The sequence below is a fragment of the Bartonella propinqua genome (assembly GCF_047263965.1).
In the GTDB taxonomy this organism is placed as follows: domain Bacteria; phylum Pseudomonadota; class Alphaproteobacteria; order Rhizobiales; family Rhizobiaceae; genus Bartonella.
On sequence record NZ_JBLEBK010000002.1, the window covers coordinates 245,069 to 262,496 of the forward strand.

A 17,428-nucleotide genomic window follows, 5' to 3' on the forward strand; every position below is an offset into this window, starting at 1 on the left:
AGAGATATCCAGAACAATATCTTTTAGCAAGTGGTGCAAAACAATTTCACATTTTTATTTTTCTCATTTTTGGAAGAATAACGCTGTTTACGGATCAGAACATAACTGTTTGGCACATATTTTAATTTGTTTTAAGGGGTGCTCTCACCTTCCCACCCCTCTCATCTCCATAGGATTTCTCCCCTTGTGAAGAATGGACTTCTTGGTGTTTTAAAAAACACCTCCCCTTTATCAAAGAATGATTGCCGCTGATAGCATAGAGAAAAATCTGGCATTTCCTAAATAGCGCACTGCCTAAACAATACAGCACAATATCGATGAAAACTGCTATATTTTCATGCGATTTAGAAAAAAAGCAGCCCCACCATTCTTGCACAATTTTCAACCGTTACCACTTTTTGCGCTCAAACGATCGTAGGCTACCCGCTTACAATTCACCGACTAACTTTTCTTTGCCCTGTATATCTTTTCTCTGTATCTTTGCCCCATACTTGAATCATTTTTGCCGATTCCATGCCATTATACACAAAACAGAAAATACGCTATTATAATTATCGCATACAGCAATAAATGCCCCATCTAAAGGTTAATAATAGCTGCATTTGAGCGCAAGATTTATATTCATTTTAAGCGCAAGATTTTTCCTGTTCTTTTGTCCATTGTCCCAAAGCAGCAAGATGATTCATCCGTGCGCGGTGTGCAAAAGCCTTTTGTGCAGCAGCAACATTTTCATGTTTTCCACCCCATGCTTTCAATGCAGCCGCTTGCAATGCGCGTCCATAAGAAAAGGTCAATTTCCAAGGCAAACTTCCTAAATTATTCATAGCCGATAAATGAGCAGTTGCTTCTTCATCAGACTGCCCTCCAGAAAGAAAAGCAATCCCTGGAACAGCAGCAGGAACAGTTTGTTTCAAAACGCGAATCGTTTTTTCCGCGACTTCTTCCACACAAGCAACCCGCGCATCTTTTCCATCAATGACCATATTGGGCTTCAAAATCATGCCTTCCAGAAGAACACGTGCTTCAAATAATTCTTTAAACACAGTATTTAAAACAGCTTGTGTCACCTCAAAGCAGCGCGCAATTGAATGCTGACGTGATTGCCCATCCATCAACACTTCTGGTTCAACAATTGGCACAATACCTGCTTCCTGACACAAAGCAGCATAGCGCGCTAAGGCTTGTGCATTTTGGCTTATTGCCCCCTTTGTTGGCAAAGCGTGCGCATCAATGGCAATCACCGCACGCCATTTAGCAAAACGCGCTCCTAAAGCATAATAATCTTTTAAACGCTCCCGAAGACCATCTAATCCTTCTGTAATCGTTTCTTGAGGAAAAGCTGCCAATGATTTGGCACCTTTGTCGACTTTAATACCTGGCAAAGCACCTGCATCACGAATAATGTCTGCCAACATTTGCCCATTGGATGCCTTTTGACGAAGTGTTTCATCAAATAAAATGACACCAGAGATAGCGCTTTCCATAGCTTCTTTTGCTGTAAAAAGCATTTCACGATAAGCACGGCGATTATCCTCATTAGATTCAACACCAATAGTCTCAAAACGCTTTCCAATCGTAGCGGTACTTTCATCTGCTGCCAAAATACCTTTACCTGCACAAACTAAAGCAAGTGCAATGTCTTCAAGACGTTCATTCATAAAAAGTTCCTCTTCTGTGTCTTCATTTCCAAATGTGCGTAACGCACCCGTCATATCTTATCAATCCACATGATACGACTCATTCTGTAAAACTGCCCTTATACTCCGCACGAGGAGAAGAATCCCCAAAAATACCTTAATCCATTTCCCAAAAGCTGTCCCCACGCCATAACACGACTTTTAAACTTTTCCTTTCTCTTGCATGAGAGCAAAAATAGCAGGAAGCATTTTACCTTCCATCCACTCCAAAAAAGCTCCTCCTGCAGTTGAGAGATAAGTAAAATCATCAGCAACGCCAGCATGATTGAGTGCAAAAACCGTATCTCCCCCTCCAGCGACTGAAACCAGCTGCCCTTTCTGGCTACATTCTGCTGCATGCTGCGCAACTGCAATCGTTGCCTGATCAAAGGGGGGCATCTCAAAGACCCCAAGGGGACCATTCCATACAAGGGTAGCAGCTTCATCAATCACTGCATTGATATGAGCAACAGAACGCGTCCCAATATCCAGAATCATTCCACCTTCAGGAATATCTTCAATATCATAGAGACGATGCGGTGCATCTTTTTCAAAGCGAAACGCAACTATCGCATCCACAGGTAACAAAATCTTACATTGGCACTTGCGCGCTTTTTCAATGATTTTTTTGATCGTTTCCAGCAACGCATGTTCACACAGTGACTTGCCAACATGGATGCCTTGTGCAGCTAAAAAACTGTTTGCCATGCCACCGCCAATCACCAAATAACCAACCTTTTCAACCAAATGATTGAGTACAAACAGCTTACTTGAAACCTTCGCACCTCCAACAATAGCAACCACTGGATGTGCCGGATTGTCCAACCCTTTTTCTAATGCCTGCAATTCACGCTGCAACGAGCGCCCTGCATAAGAGGGCAACAAACGCGTTATTCCCTCCACCGAAGCATGGGCACGATGGGAAACGGAAAAAGCATCATTAACATAGAGATCTGCATTACGTGCTAAAGCTTCAGCGAAATGACAATCATTCCTTTCTTCACCTGAATGAAAACGGACATTTTCTAGCAGTAAAATAGCACCATCTCGCAACATCTCAATTGCTATCTGCACGGGTTCTCCGATACAATCGGTAGCAAAAGCAACTGGCTGACCGATTATTTTTTCCAGCACCCCAACAACGGGGCGCAATGAAAATTCTGGCTCCACCTGCCCCTTGGGGCGACCACAATGGGAAAGAAGAATCACCTTAGCGCCACGTTTTTGAAGCTCAACAAGTGTCTCTTTATGCCGCTCAATGCGCGTCTGATCGCATACTTTTCCTTGTGACATTGGCACATTAAAATCTACCCGCACAAGAACGCGTTTCCCAGCAACATCAACATCATCAAGTGTACGAAAACTCATTATTGCTCCCTTTTCACTTTCTGTTGTTTCAAACAAACACACCTACCCACCCCTCTTTTGTTGCAATAACCAAGATCCGCAATAGCCTGCGTTTTCTCAACCCCCTGCATCCTCCCAAATCTTAAAAACCCCTGCGTCCTCTCAAACTTTCTTCTGTTAAGATCTCACTTTTTGGGATGCTGCTTTTTAAGCAATATTTTCTCTCTTAAAAAATAACACCCCTTGCCACTCATTTTTTCAAAAATACAACATTTTGGCTCTTCTGCCACAAAGTTTGGGCTTTCTGTCGTAAAAAAGACTCTGAATATTCTCTTTTTTATACTCTTTTTTTACATTGTCTTGGCAAAAGCCACAGCTGTATCAGCCATGCGGTTTGAAAAGCCCCACTCATTATCATACCAAACCAAAACACGACAAAGTTTTCCATCAATCACCTTCGTTTGATCATTGTGAAAAATAGCTGAATGTGGGTTATGATTAAAGTCACAACTCACAAGTTTTTCGTCTGTATAGTCCAAAATACCCTGAAGCTGTCCTCGTGCCGCAATAGCAATAGCGGTATTAATTTCTTCAACCGTTGTGGAGCGCTTAGCCGTAAATGTCAAATCAACGACGGAAACATTAGGGGTTGGAACACGAATCGACACACCATCAAGCAGTCCCTTTAACTCTGGCAAAACCAGTCCCACGGCTCTCGCTGCCCCTGTGGAGGTTGGGATCATAGAAAGAGCAGCCGCACGAGCACGATAAAGGTCACGATGCATTGTATCCAACACAGGTTGATCGCCAGTATAAGAATGGATCGTTGTCATAAAGCCCTTTTCAATTCCAATTGCCCTATGCAGCACTTGCGCGACAGGTGCTAAACAATTGGTTGTACAAGAAGCATTTGAAACAACCCGATGCTGTTTACTTAAGGACTGATGATTAACCCCATAGACCACTGTGAGATCTGCCCCTTCACAGGGTGCAGAGACAAGAACACGTTTTGCACCTGCATCCAGATGGGCACTTGCTTTGTCGCGTGCAGTAAAAATACCTGTACATTCTAAGGCAATATCGATATCCAAATCTTTCCAAGGCAGTTTTGCAGGATCACGCTCTGCGATAACCTTTATCAAATGACCCCCAACATCAATAGCATCACCAACAATTTTCACGGTGTTAGGAAACTGTCCATGGACTGAATCATAGCGCAACAAATGTGCATTGGTCTCCACCGATCCCAAATCATTAACAGCGACAATCTCGATATCTTGCCGACCACTTTCCACAAATGCGCGCAAAATATTGCGCCCAATACGACCAAACCCATTAATTGCAACGCGAACAGTCATTTCACATTTTCCTCATTCATTTTTTCAAGCTCTTTTTCAACGGTATTTACCACACTTTCACAAGTAATCCCGAAATGCGCATAAAGGGCATCGATCGTCCCACTCGCACCAAATCCCTCCATACCAATAAAGGTGCCTTCAGTGCCAATAAAACGATCCCATCCTTGCCGAACTGCAGCTTCGATTGCAATTTTAATGGGCGCATCACCAATCAAGGCACGCTGATAGGAGAAAGATTGCTGAGCAAACAATTCAAAACAAGGCACAGAAACCACACGCGTTGGAATATTTTTTGCTTCCAATACAGCATGCGCCTTGACTGCAATTTGCACTTCTGAGCCAGAAGCAAACAGAGTCACTTGAGCATCATCGCTTGCCGTCAATAACTCATAAGCACCCAGCATACAAAGATTTTCTTCATCATAGTCTTGACGCAAGAGTGGTAAATTTTGTCGGCTTAAAACCAAAGTAGAAGGCGTTTTGCGTGCTTTCAAAGCCAATTGCCAACACTCAATTGTCTCTAGAGCATCCGCAGGTCGGAAAACAAAATGATTGGGCATTGCACGCAATGCAGCCAAATGCTCCACGGGCTGGTGGGTAGGACCATCTTCACCAAGACCGATTGAATCGTGGGTCATGACATAAATAACCCGTAAACCCATGAGAGATGACAAACGCATTGCAGGACGCATATAGTCGGAAAAACATAAAAAGGTTCCGCCATAAGGAATAAATCCACCATAAAGAGCAAGACCATTCATGATCGCTCCCATTGCATGCTCGCGAATTCCATAATGCAGATAGCGTCCTGAAAAATCGTCTGCAGAGATCACTTTCATCTGACTGCTTTTTGTATTATTAGAGCCTGTTAAATCGGCAGAACCACCAATAGTTTCACTCACAACTCTATTAATAACTTCAAGAGCCATTTCAGAAGCTTTACGTGTTGCAACGACGGGACAATCCTCAATCAGTTGCTTTTTATAAGTATCGATAGCATCATCAAGCCCACCGACAAGATCGCCTCGCATCAACCTTTCAAACTCCACCCGCTCTGACACAGGAAGATTTGCCAATTTTTCTTCCCATGCTTGACATTTTTTAGCAGCACTTAGAGCTGCCAAACGCCAATTATCAAGAATATCAGCTGGAATAACGAAAGGTGGTGCCTTCCACTCTAAAGAGACACGGGTTAAAGCAATTTCTTCTGCCCCTAAAGGTGCCCCATGGACTTTATTGGTTCCCTCTCTATTTGGCGCCCCAAATCCAATTGTTGTTTTACAAGCAATCAAGGTTGGTTTATCACACGTGCGTGCAGCTTCGAGAGCAGATGCAATTGCGGCTTGGTCATGCCCATTGACTTTGAGTGTATTCCAACCACACGCTTTAAAACGAGCGATCTGATCTGTCTTGTCAACAAGGGAAATATCGCCATCGATTGAAATATTATTATCGTCCCATAAAACAATAAGCTTATGAAGTTTTAAATGCCCCGCAAGTGAAATTGCTTCTTGAGCAATCCCTTCCATGAGGCACCCATCCCCGACCAGTGCATAAGTATAATGGTCAATTAAATTGCCAAAACGCGCATGACACAAGCGCTCACCAAGCGCCATACCCACAGCATTTGCCAACCCTTGCCCGAGTGGTCCAGTGGTTGTTTCGATTCCTGCAATATGCCCATATTCTGGATGTCCAGCTGCCTTGGATCCTATTTGGCGGAAATTTTTAAGATCCTCAAGAGAGATATCTTCATAACCAGAAAGGTATAATAAAGCGTAAAGGAGCATAGAGCCATGCCCTGCAGAGAGTACAAAGCGATCACGGTTAGGCCAACGGGGATTTTTAGGATTATGGGAGAGAAATTTTGTGTAAAGAACAGTAGCAATGTCGGCTGCCCCCATTGGTAAACCAGGATGACCAGAATTTGCTTTTTCAATCGCATCAATGGCAAGAAAACGGATAGCATTGGCCATCTGATTTTGTTGTTGGGTATTTGTCATGAATGATAAACCATTTTTTAAAATCGTTATTTTGGATTACTTTTTATTTTCTTCAATTTCTTAAGAAATACTAATTTCTCTGTTTAAATTGTCCGTGACGAAGAAGTACCTTTTGTCATATTTTAAGTTCATTGCTCTCACATATTCTTTATGCACATAACCATTTATGCCAACAGTTTTAAAAAATCCAGCTTTTAATTAACATGTATCTTCTGCTTTTCTTGCTAAAATATCTTACATATTTAAAAGTAAAATACACGCAAAGAAAGAAAATAAATGATTCGTTTTTGCATAAAGGATTGATAAAGAATACAATCACTCAGAGGATATAAGCATCATGAATCAAGAAACCACGATCCTGCCCCACGCACTAAAACAACTGGAAAAAGCACTAAGAACCTTAGAGATCACCGTTGTAAACCGCAACACTATTGTTGATAAGAACAATGAATGGGAAGAAGAAATTCAGCGGATGAATGCTGATCGTAGCCGTCTTGCACAAGCACTTGATAAAGCCGAAGCCCATGTAGAACGGTTAGAGACAGTAAACAAAGAAGTTTCCAAACGGTTGATTAAAGCAATGGAAACAATTCGTATTGTAATTGATAGATAAAGGTTTGAGTGCATGGAAACCATTTCGGTCACCATTGACGGTAAAATGTATCGTATGGCTTGCGATAAAGGACAAGAGCACCATCTCATTGAGCTTGCTGCTCAGTTAGATCAGTATATCACGCATTTGAAGAAAAACTTTGGTGAAATCGGCGATCATCGTTTATCCGTCATGGCTGGCATCATGATTATCGATGAAATGGAAGAAATAAAACGAGAAAAGAAGCAATTACAAAAAGATTACGAAGCACTTTTACAACAACAAACCGAAAAAGACCGTGCCATGAGCAAAGTTATGCAAGACACAATTGAGCGGATTGAAAAGCTCACCCATCAATTGCTCAAAGATACTCAAAGTGATACAGACCTTCAAAATAAGGAAACGGTATAAATGTATCCCCAATTTTTAAAGAATGAGTGATAAAATTTATGAAAGACACAGCATAACTTATGAAAGAATCGTGCCAACTGCCACAACGATAAAAACGCTAAAACACCCTTAAAGAAAGAGCAACAAAATTGCTTTCGCGCCAACCATGAAAGCCCCCACAACAAAAGCCTTCTTGAAAAGCAATGGCTGCCGCACGGTCAACCATATCCTCTAAACTTCGTGCATCTTCAGTAACCACACAAATGAAGCCCCCATACCAAAGCCAATCCCCGTGCTGTTTCCATGATGGGTGATAAAGCAATAATGGGTTGATTTGGGCGTTCACGAGATGTACGCACACCCGTTGTACCTGAAGCAGTATAAGCAATGATGACAGCCAACTGAAGCGTTTCAGCAATTTGTCGTGCTGCAAGAGAAATTGCATCTGTTCCTGTTGATTCTGGCACAGGGTGCTGCGCACCAACCATCGCTGCATAAGTGCGATCTTGTTCAATTTTGCGCGCAATTCGATCCATCATAAGCACTGCCTCTTAAAGCAATGACTGCCGCGCGACCAGCCATGTCCTCTAAACTTCGTGCATCTTCAGTAACCACACAAATGAAGCTCCCACACCAAAGACAATCCCCGTGCTGTTTCCACGATGGGCGCGATAAAGGAACATTTGTGTTAAACGGCTTTTGTGCCATCTTGAGAAACAGACGCAATCCGCAATAGGTTCATCAGTACCAAGCGTCCCGAATGGGACTCCTGCTGTAACGATAAATTGCTCGCCCCCACAATAAAAGCCTTCTTGAAAAGCAATGGCTGCCGCACGGTCAACCATGTCCTCTAAACTTCGTGCATCTTCAGTAACCACACAATGAAGCCCCCATACCAAAGCCAATCCCCGTGCTGTTTCCACGATGGATGAGATAAAGGAACATTTGTGTTAAACGGCTTTTGTGCCATCTTGAGAAACAGACGCAATCCGCAATAGGTTCATCAGCACCAGGCGTCCCGAATGGGACTCCTGCTGTAACGATAAATTGCTCGCCCCCACAATAAAAGCCTTCTTGAAAAGCAATGGCTGCCGCACGGTCAACCATATCCTCTAAATTTCGTGCATCTTCAGTAACCACACAAATGAAGCCCCCACACCAAAGCCAATCCCCGTGCTGTTTCCACGATGGATGAGATAAAGGAACATTTGTGTTAAACGGCTTTTGTGCCATCTTGAGAAACAGACGCAATCCGCAATAGGTTCGTAGCACCAGGCGTCCCGAATGGGACTCCTGCTGTAACGATAAATTGCTCGCCCCCACAACAAAAGCCTTCTTGAAAAGCAATGGCTGCCGCGCGGTCAACCATATCCTCTAAACTTCGTGCATCTTCAGTAACCACACAATGAAGCCCCCATACCAAAGCCAATCGCCGTGCTGTTTCCACGATGGGTGATAAAGCAATAATGGGTTGATTTGGGCGTTCACGAGATGTACGCACACCCGTTGTGCCTGAAGCAGTATAAGCAATGATGACAGCCAACTGAAGCGTTTCAGCAATTTGTCGTGCTGCAAGAGAAATTGCATCTGTTCCTGTTGATTCTGGCACAGGGTGCTGCGCACCAACCATCGCTGCATAAGTGCGATCTTGTTCAATTTTGCGCGCGATTCGATCCATCATAAGCACTGCCTCTTCAGGATAATGACCAGACGCAGATTCAGCAGATAGCATCACAGCATCAGCTCCTGCATAAACTGCCGTAGCAACATCAGAAACCTCTGCACGCGTTGGAACAGATGATGTAATCATGGATTCGAGCATTTGTGTTGCCACGACAACGGGCTTTCCGGCTAAGCGGCACGCTTTGATGAGCTCCATCTGAAGAGCAGGAACCCTCTCCAACGGCATTTCCACACCCAGATCCCCCCGTGCAATCATAATGCCATCGGAAACATCAATAATCTCCTCTATCCGCTCCAAGGCTTGAGGTTTTTCGATCTTAGCCATCAAAGACACTTTATCTTTCGTCAATTGGCGCACTGCCAGAATATCTTCTGGGCACTGGATAAAAGAAAGTGCAACCCAATCAACTGGCTGTTCCAAAACAGCTTGAAGATCCTCCTTATCCTTTGATGTCAACGAACTAAAAGACAAAACTGTGTCGGGAAGACTCACCCCTTTTCGATCTGAAATATAGGTTCCAGCAACCACATGGCACTCAATAGAATGACCATCACACACTCTCGCACACAGTTCCAGCTTTCCATCATTAATCAACAACCGATCCCCTGGTTTAACAGCTGCTAAAACATCCCTGTGTGGGAAAAAAACACGTTGTGCATCGCCTAGCACATCACGATCATCTAATGTAAATTTTTGCCCGATAACCAAATCCTCTTGACCATTGGCAAAACAGCCAATACGCAGCTTTGGACCCTGTAGATCAACTAAAATGCCGATTGGTCGACAAACCGTTTTTTCAACATCGCGTATCCGCACCACCAAATCAACCATTGTTTCACGGTCAATGTGACTCATATTAAGACGAAAAACATCAGCTCCTGCTTTAAAGAGCTTTTCAATCATCGCAGTGGAAGAAGAAGCAGGACCAAGAGTGGCAATAATTTTTACTTTACGAGCACACTTCACGGCGAAGAAACTCCTGTAAAAGTAGAGGGATGCAAAACTGAATCACTAAACAAAGATTTTTCAGTCAACTGCACCATCCAATTGGTTTGATTGCCTGTATCAATTTCTTTAAACCCTGCTTTTTGAAATCCTCTGGCAAAACAATCATGAACCCCTTGGATAATAAATTGGCTATCTTGCACACACATAGTCACACGACCAAGCCAACTCCCTTTTTTCTGTGCGCCCTCAGCATAAAAATAATAAAATCGCGCAGAAAGAGGCCCCTCGATCAAAGTTTTACACTCAGTATCTGGAACCATCCACCATCCTTCGCTCACCCAGCCTGAAATTGTACGATAGCCAAGGGCAACACCAACAGGCTGCTGGGTCATATTACAAACCCGAAAGTTGGCTTTTGCAAAACCAATCACCAAGAGCAAAAGGAGAACACTCAAAAGAAAAATTCTCACGCTTTTCTCAAACACCCATTCTTGTTTTTCGGCAACCACAAAACCACCTTTATGACGTAAATTATAGAAAATAAAATATATCTCTTTTTTGCTCTTTTTCTAAAGACCTTTCCATTTATGCAGATATATCCTCATATCTTCTGCTTTTTAGCACTTCTTTTTTTCAACGCGCATACTTTAAAATTTCTAAAAAACATTTTATCGCACAATATTTTATTGCACGAAAATTTATACGATAAAATACTTCAGATGCTCAATACCAGTAAAAGATGATTAAAGAAGCAGTATGCAGAGCATATTATGGAAAAAATATGAAAAAATTATTTTTTATTCATGTTGCGTGTAACACCTTTTTCACAGTTTGAGCACTATAAGCAAAATGCTTTTTCAAATGTACAAACAATTACCCTTCAATAAATTAATATTATTTTAACAAATGAAATATCTCAAAAATACACCTGAAAAATAAGGAGATTTATGTAAAATAACATTCAAACATAAAAACAGCAGTAAAAGATTTAAGTTATTAAGGAGACAACCGATCAAAGTTGTTTAAAGAGCAGTCTATCAAATTCTTCTTTTTTATTTCATGGTCATGAAAACAATGGATTGATTGAATTTCTCAAAAACAAACCAATTTTGATAAACCATATGGGAGAAGCAAAAGGGGAGAAGAAGGCGGAAAAAAATATTTTGTATCGTTGCAACTTTGATTATAGAAGCGCAGAAAATATTTTATGCTCTCAAGAGTCAATTTGTAAAAAGCGATATAGCTTGATTTATTTTCTGCTTTTCAAATATCCTCACACAAATTTATCGTACAAAAATAGCTTAAAACATAAAATCTGGAGAAAACAAATGGATACAGTAGCAGATCAAACACAAGCCATATCGGTAAACCAATTGCGTGCTTTTATCGAACGCATTGAACGATTAGAAGAAGAGAAAAAAACCATTGCTGATGATATTAAAGAGGTTTACGCTGAGCTTAAAGGGTCTGGTTTTGATAGTAAAGCTGTTCGAAGCATCATAAGGTTGCGCAAAAAAGAAGACCATGAACGACTTGAAGAAGAAGCGATCATTCAACTTTATAAAAATGCACTCGGCATGAATTAGCGCGCACGTGTTTCCTTTTCTATTTCTTCACGTAAAAGTTCAAGTTCCAACCATTCTTCTTCTTTTTGCATGCAAGAATTTTTCTTCTCTTTCAGCGCTGTTGATAAACGCTCAAAACGCTCTTTATCACAGCGATACAGCGCTGGATCAGAGAGTTCTTGTTCAATTTTTTCAATTTCGTTTTGCAAAATAGTGATTTGTTCAGGCAGTTTTTCCAGTGCATAAACCTGTTTGTAAGATAATTTACGCAGCGCTGTTTTTTCTGGCGCACAGACGTGTTTTTTATGATTCTGCCTACGAGGCTTCGACGGCTCTTTGCGCTGCAACAGTGCTTCTTTCTTGCCCTGCGCCATCATATCACTATAGCCCCCAGCATACAAAACCCAAAGACCATCGCCATGGGGAGCTAACATATGGGTCACAGTTCGATCTAAAAAATCCCTGTCATGGCTGACCAACAATACTGTTCCAGTGAAATCGGCAATAAATTCTTGCAACAAATCCAATGTTTCCATATCCAAATCATTGGTTGGCTCATCTAAAACTAAAAAATTTGCAGGCTTTGAAAGAAGTCGAGCAAGTATTAAACGGGCTCTTTCTCCACCTGACAATTCTTTGATTGGCATGCGCGCTTGTTCAGGTAAAAACAAAAAATCCTTCATGTAAGAAACAACATGGCGCTCTTGGTCATTAATCAGAAGAGTATCCCCTCGCCCACCTGTTAAATATTGTGCTAAAGTTTCTTCTGCATTTAAAATACGCTGTTGATCAAGCAATGCCATGGAAAGATTATATCCATGCTTTACCGTTCCACTATCAGCCTTTTCCTGCCCAATGAGAATGGACAACAATGTTGTCTTTCCGATACCGTTGGGACCCACCAAACCGATCCGACTCCCCCGCTGAATGCGCAAAGATAAATCTTTCACAATAACGCGATCGCCATAAGATTTTGAAATCTGCTTCGCCTCAAGCACCAATTGACCTGAATCGTGACTTTTAGCAGCTGCCAAAAGTGCACTTCCAGTGGGACCTTTATAGGTTTGATGAAACTGTCGTAACTCTTTTAACGCGCTCAAACGCCGTACATTACGTTTACGCCGAGCTGTCACGCCATAGCGCAACCATTGTTCTTCACGCTCAATCTGTCGGCTCAATTTATGCTGTTTGAGTACTTCCTCCTCGAGAGCCTTATCACGCCAACTCTCAAATTCTGAGAAACGCTTTTCCAACCTTTTTGTCGTGCCCCGATCAAGCCATACCGTTGAACGCGTAACGTTTTCTAAAAACCGCCGATCATGCGAAATCACCACAATTGCCGAGCGTAAAGAGCACAAGACGCCTTCAAGCCATTCAATGGTCGGCAAATCAAGATGATTGGTTGGTTCATCCAAGAGAAGAACATCTGGTTTTACAGCAATCGCCCGTAACAATGAAACGCGCCGCTTTTCTCCACCAGAAAGCGTTGCTAATTTCTCTGTCCCTGAAAAGCCAAGATTGCTCAAAAGTGTGTTGACCCATTGCACATCGGGTGCATTATCCAGCCCCGCTTCCACATAGGCGCGAACGTCCCCTTCTCCTGAACAATCAGGACTTTGCGATACATAACGAACCCTCGCCCGAGGGTGGCAAAAAACCTCTCCCCCACTGGGCTCTATCATCCCAGCGGCAATTTTTAACAGCGTTGATTTTCCACATCCATTACGACCCACCAGCGCAATACGTGCCCCCTGCTCCACCGATAAGCAAACTTGGTTGAGCAAGGGGGTTGTTCCAAAGGTAAGGAAAACACCATCAAGCCGCAGTAGCGGCACTGTCATCAATGTCACCGACAAGGTGCTTGATACAATGCACCTGCGTGACCACGATAGGTACACAATTGTGGTGTTTGAGGTGTCTGAGGACAAGGTGCTTGATAAACACGCCCTCTCCGGCTACGATAAGTGCACATTTGTGGTTGTTGAACAATAATTTGAGATTGTTGTTTTTTCTGATTTACAGCCACACCCGTTACTGTACCTGCAACCGCACCAAGCGCTGCACCCGTAAGCGCCGCATCAGGAGAGTTCCCAACTGCTGTTCCTGCCAAAGCGCCTAATGCAGCTCCTCCAACGCCATAACCTGCAACTCTTTGCTCATCCAAAGAACAAGCAACCAAACTAACACCCACAGCTGAGACAGCTGTTATTTTCAAAATTGATTTTAACATATAAAAAAAACCCTTCCTTTTATTAAAGTAAAAATACAAGGTATATTATTTATGCCAGTACTTATTACTCTGCTATCCCCTGCATTTCCCAAATATACCAGAAGAGCTTTATGGAGTAGGTACAGACGCCAACAATATAGCTTTTCCAGAACACAGATGGCAAGAGAATGTTCCACAAATACGGTTAGAAAGTGTTAAAGAAGATCCAAAAGGCACGCTTTCGCCATCCAGTGACCATTGCACACCCGACAAAGTCAATCCTTGCAGATCAGAAAAGCCGATAATACTAAAAAGACAACCATCAGGTAAATCACACGAAAAAGGCCTTGGCAACAGTGGCCACCCTTCTTCATAGCCACTGGTTAATAAAACTGAAATACCCCTTTCTGCCATCGCAAGTGCCTGCGTCATATGAGAAAGGCTATGGTCACTTCTTTCGCCTCCAAAAGCACCACATAAAATCAATTTTTCAGCACCATTCTGCAGCGCTTTTTCACATGCCAATGCGCCATCAGTCATATCTTTATCTGAAGAAAAAACCTCGCGAGGAACATCTCCATATTTGCACATTAAAGCCTCATCAGAGGAATCAAAATCACCCAACCACAACTCAGGCATCACACCCAATGCTGCAGCATGACGCATTCCACCATCAACGGCAATGACTCGACTCTTTTTTATTTGGTTGCGCAAACGATCCGTAATATAAACATCTCCATTTAACAATATTGTAAATGTTGTCATGACATATTACACCTTTCATATCGTTTTTTTATCACCTTTTTATAAAGAACAACCATGATACAGCCAAAAATTCTTTTCCAACAAGATTCTTGACTGTAAAAGATGCACAAATAAGACACAACAAGACGCATAAAATTTATAAAACTGCAATGAGCAAACGAGGCGCACAATGATCCAAGGCATCAGATTTTTTCAACGAATATCCTCTTTTCGCGCAAGAATCTGTAACACATCTGTAATAAGCTTAGTGCTTCTCCTTTCTGCCTGTTACGCGCCTCTTCCCTCAAACGATACATCATCTTCTTCAAACGCGCTAAGAGGCATTGAGCATGCCAACAAAAATAATGTCTATGCCACATTGGGTGCCACACAACACCCGCGCATTTTGCAAATATATGGCGGTGCTTATCATGATTCAAAGCTTGAGCGCATGTTAGAAAAAATTGTGCAGAAATTGACTATTGCCTCAAAAAATTCTGACCAAACCTATCATGTGACAACTTTAGACTCGGAAAATGTTAACGCATTTGCACTGCCGGGTGGCTATATTTACGTAACACGCGGCATGCTCGCATTAGCCAATGATTCTTCAGAAGTTGCAGCAGTTTTAGCCCATGAAATAGCACATATCATAGCCAATCACGGCATTTTGCGTTTACAAAAAAAGGCAGAATTAAAGCGCGCAAACCACAAGAACACCAATCTGTTATCGCACTCTGGCACCAAACACCAAGATACCATGAAAAATAAGCAACAACTGGCACAGTTTTCACGCAATCAGGAACTGCAAGCCGATTCGATTGCTATCGAAATGCTTTACCGTGCTGGGTATGATCCATTTGCATCACCACGCTTTTTACAATCTCTGGAAGCCTATAATGCTTTTCGCAATACCTTGGGAGGAACAAAGAATACCTCATTAGACTTTTTAGCAACGCATCCAACAACCCCACAACGGATTCATCTTGCTATAAAAAAAGCTCAAGAAATTAGTACGCCCAACATTGGCAATACAGATCGCGACAGTTTTCTCAATAGCATTGACGGCATGATTTTTGGTGGAAACTTTCATAAAGGCTATGTTCGAGAAAACCGCTTTATTCATCCACAATTGCGCGTAACTTTTTCTATTCCAAATGATTTTACAATAACCAATTCAGGGCACGCTGTTTTAGTAAGTCGCCCAGATAAAATTGCAATTCGTTTTGACGCAGTCCCGCTTCCTGCAAACATATCTGCAACCGATTATTTAAAAAGCGGATGGGTTGTAGGGCTGGATGAATCATCTGTCCATCCAATAACAATACAAGGTTTGTCAGGAGCTCATGCCTATGCTGCCAATGAACAATGGCAATTTGATGTGGTCGTCATTATATTTAACAATCATGTCTTCCGCTTTCTCACTGCTGCTCCTCACCATTTTCAAAATTTTGAAGCTATTGCCAACCAAACTGTTCAAAGTTTTCATCCTCTTTCACCGTCACAGTTAAGCACGCTAAAACCCTTGAAAATTCGCGTCATTCGCGTTAAACAAGGAGAAAATGTTGCAAACCTTGCTGAAAAAATGCAAGATATAGCGCACAAAGAGAAATTGTTCCGCATTCTTAACGCACTTTCACCTACCCAAACCTTACAGGTGGGCACACGTGTAAAAATCATTACTGAATGAGAGCAGTTTTTTTCTCTTTCTTTATTTTTTCTGCACGTTCATGACACTCTCATGACATTTTTTGTGCATTTATAACATTTTTTGTGCATTGACTTCAGGCATCATCTTACCCCACACTTACTCTATAACTTGCCTCATAAATAGTCTGACCAATAATTGAACAAAATAGATTGTATTTCGCACAATCTTCCTTTCACTTAATCCTCAAAAAACCCTCAAGTGCTTAGACATCATAAGCATCTACTGAATTGGCAGTTAGCAAAGCAGAGCGTAATTTTTGCAAAGCCCGCGCTTCAATTTGACGTACCCGCTCCTTTGAGATTCCCAGCCTTTCACCCAAAACTTCCAAAGTCGCACCTTCTTCATTGAGGCGACGAAAACGAATAATTTCAAGTTCACGCTCATTAAGAATTTGTAACGCATCATAAAGCCATTGCGTTCGTCGCTGACCATCAATGACTTGTTCAATGAGAGCATCAGGAAGAGGATTATCATCCACGAGAGTATCCATTTTAGCAATGGAATTGTCGCCATTTTCAGAAATAGAAACGCTCAATGAATTATCAGAGCTAGAAAAGCGGAAATCCATTGTTTCAACATCACGAACTGAAACGCCAAGCTTTTCAGCAATCATACGAAAGACATCCTGTTTTGTCAGAGCGCTATCATCTTGCACCAATTTAGCTCTCAAACGGCGAAGATTAAAGAAAAGTGCCTTTTGTGAAGAACTGGTTCCTCCTCGAACAATAGACCAATTGCGTAAAATATAATCTTGGATAGAGGCACGTATCCACCATGTAGCATAGGTTGAAAAACGTACTCCCCGATCAGGCTCGAAACGCGTTGCAGCTTCCAATAACCCTACATAGCCTTCTTGTACCAAATCTCCCAATGGCATCTTGAAACGCTTAAAACGATTGGCAATCGCAATCACCAAGCGCATATGAGCTGCGGCAATTTGATGCATGGCGTCATCATCATGTTTGTCTTTCCACCGCAGAGCTAAATCATGCTCTTTTTGTCGTTCAAGATAAGGCGCTTGCATGGCAGAACGCATCATATTGCGTCCTAAACTTTTGTCCGCATCGCTGTAATTTTTACTGCTTTTATAAGCAGCACTTGAAAGATTACCCATAATAACCCCTTGCGATTAAATTTATCAAAGTTGATTTTGGTAACGACACCACCGTTCTTTAAAAAAAGAACGTAAAAGTTGTTTATT

Annotated in this window: 15 protein-coding genes and 3 pseudogenes; 4 read left to right on the forward strand and 14 right to left on the reverse strand. The window is 42.1% G+C overall.

The features are described 5' to 3' along the window. Window positions 1-626: 626 nt before the first annotated feature. From ACMFKV_RS02795 to tkt, 4 genes are all read right to left on the reverse strand, one after another. Entirely contained in the window at window positions 627-1,658 is a 1,032-nt protein-coding gene (locus ACMFKV_RS02795; RefSeq protein WP_336287789.1) for a class I fructose-bisphosphate aldolase, read from the reverse strand. Between the two features lie 180 nt (window positions 1,659-1,838). Further along, window positions 1,839-3,044, reverse strand: a complete 1,206-nt coding sequence (locus ACMFKV_RS02800) for a phosphoglycerate kinase (protein ID WP_336287468.1) — start codon at window positions 3,042-3,044, stop codon at window positions 1,839-1,841. A 329-nt stretch (window positions 3,045-3,373) separates the two neighbouring features. Continuing rightward, window positions 3,374-4,381, reverse strand: coding sequence for a type I glyceraldehyde-3-phosphate dehydrogenase (gap, locus tag ACMFKV_RS02805; RefSeq protein ID WP_336287469.1), 1,008 nt, complete (start codon window positions 4,379-4,381; stop codon window positions 3,374-3,376). Further along, on the reverse strand, window positions 4,378-6,384 hold the full coding sequence (gene tkt / locus ACMFKV_RS02810; protein ID WP_336287470.1) for a transketolase: 2,007 nt from the start codon (window positions 6,382-6,384) through the stop codon (window positions 4,378-4,380). The genes gap and tkt overlap by 4 nt, the downstream gene beginning before the upstream one ends. Window positions 6,385-6,721: 337 nt before the next feature. On the opposite strand from tkt, the gene ACMFKV_RS02815 reads away from it, so the two are divergent. Both ACMFKV_RS02815 and ACMFKV_RS02820 read left to right on the forward strand, forming a co-directional pair. After that, entirely contained in the window at window positions 6,722-6,997 is a 276-nt protein-coding gene (locus ACMFKV_RS02815; RefSeq protein WP_336287471.1) for a DUF4164 domain-containing protein, read from the forward strand. A 12-nt stretch (window positions 6,998-7,009) separates the two neighbouring features. Further along, the gene (locus ACMFKV_RS02820; protein ID WP_336287472.1) at window positions 7,010-7,387 is read left to right on the forward strand and encodes a cell division protein ZapA; all 378 of its coding nucleotides are present in this window, start codon (window positions 7,010-7,012) and stop codon (window positions 7,385-7,387) included. Window positions 7,388-7,538: 151 nt separating this feature from the next. Here the strand turns inward: ACMFKV_RS02820 and ACMFKV_RS02825 are convergent. The 6 genes and pseudogenes from ACMFKV_RS02825 to ACMFKV_RS02850 all read right to left on the reverse strand — a co-directional run. Beyond that, window positions 7,539-7,917: pseudogene (locus ACMFKV_RS02825) on the reverse strand (pyruvate kinase alpha/beta domain-containing protein); the annotation flags it as partial. Then, entirely contained in the window at window positions 7,877-8,074 is a 198-nt protein-coding gene (locus ACMFKV_RS02830; RefSeq protein ID WP_413154444.1) for a hypothetical protein, read from the reverse strand. The gene ACMFKV_RS02830 and the pseudogene ACMFKV_RS02825, both read right to left, overlap by 41 nt. Next, window positions 8,055-8,301 (reverse strand): annotated as a pseudogene (locus ACMFKV_RS02835) (pyruvate kinase alpha/beta domain-containing protein); the annotation flags it as partial. The pseudogene ACMFKV_RS02835 and the gene ACMFKV_RS02830, both read right to left, overlap by 20 nt. A 15-nt stretch (window positions 8,302-8,316) precedes the next feature. Continuing rightward, a pseudogene (locus ACMFKV_RS02840) lies at window positions 8,317-8,564 on the reverse strand (pyruvate kinase alpha/beta domain-containing protein); the annotation flags it as partial. A 15-nt stretch (window positions 8,565-8,579) separates the two neighbouring features. Further along, window positions 8,580-10,016, reverse strand: a complete 1,437-nt coding sequence (pyk, locus tag ACMFKV_RS02845) for a pyruvate kinase (protein WP_336287473.1) — start codon at window positions 10,014-10,016, stop codon at window positions 8,580-8,582. Beyond that, window positions 10,013-10,507, reverse strand: coding sequence for a DUF1036 domain-containing protein (locus tag ACMFKV_RS02850; protein WP_336287474.1), 495 nt, complete (start codon window positions 10,505-10,507; stop codon window positions 10,013-10,015). Before ACMFKV_RS02850 ends, pyk begins: the two co-directional genes overlap by 4 nt. An 819-nt stretch (window positions 10,508-11,326) precedes the next feature. On the opposite strand from ACMFKV_RS02850, the gene ACMFKV_RS02855 reads away from it, so the two are divergent. Continuing rightward, window positions 11,327-11,584 carry a DUF2312 domain-containing protein gene (locus ACMFKV_RS02855; RefSeq protein WP_336287475.1) on the forward strand — a complete coding sequence of 86 codons (258 nt, stop codon included), beginning with the start codon at window positions 11,327-11,329 and terminating at the stop codon, window positions 11,582-11,584. Here the strand turns inward: ACMFKV_RS02855 and ACMFKV_RS02860 are convergent. The 3 genes from ACMFKV_RS02860 to ACMFKV_RS02870 form a co-directional block, all read right to left on the reverse strand. Beyond that, a complete protein-coding gene (locus tag ACMFKV_RS02860; RefSeq protein WP_413154445.1) occupies window positions 11,581-13,404 on the reverse strand; it encodes an ABC-F family ATP-binding cassette domain-containing protein in 1,824 nt (607 codons plus the stop codon). The genes ACMFKV_RS02855 and ACMFKV_RS02860 overlap by 4 nt on opposite strands. A gap of 5 nt (window positions 13,405-13,409) precedes the next feature. Beyond that, window positions 13,410-13,793 (reverse strand): hypothetical protein, encoded by a 384-nt coding sequence (locus tag ACMFKV_RS02865; RefSeq protein WP_336287477.1) that lies wholly within the window; start codon window positions 13,791-13,793, stop codon window positions 13,410-13,412. Window positions 13,794-13,901: 108 nt separating this feature from the next. Further along, on the reverse strand, window positions 13,902-14,537 hold the full coding sequence (locus tag ACMFKV_RS02870) for a thiamine diphosphokinase (RefSeq protein ID WP_336287478.1): 636 nt from the start codon (window positions 14,535-14,537) through the stop codon (window positions 13,902-13,904). A gap of 169 nt (window positions 14,538-14,706) precedes the next feature. On the opposite strand from ACMFKV_RS02870, the gene ACMFKV_RS02875 reads away from it, so the two are divergent. Beyond that, complete coding sequence (locus ACMFKV_RS02875; RefSeq protein ID WP_336287479.1) at window positions 14,707-16,206, forward strand: M48 family metalloprotease; 1,500 nt, start codon at window positions 14,707-14,709, stop codon at window positions 16,204-16,206. 223 nt (window positions 16,207-16,429) lie between these two features. Here ACMFKV_RS02875 and ACMFKV_RS02880 read toward each other — a convergent pair whose 3' ends face one another. After that, entirely contained in the window at window positions 16,430-17,341 is a 912-nt protein-coding gene (locus ACMFKV_RS02880; protein ID WP_336287480.1) for an RNA polymerase factor sigma-32, read from the reverse strand. Window positions 17,342-17,428: the final 87 nt, after the last annotated feature.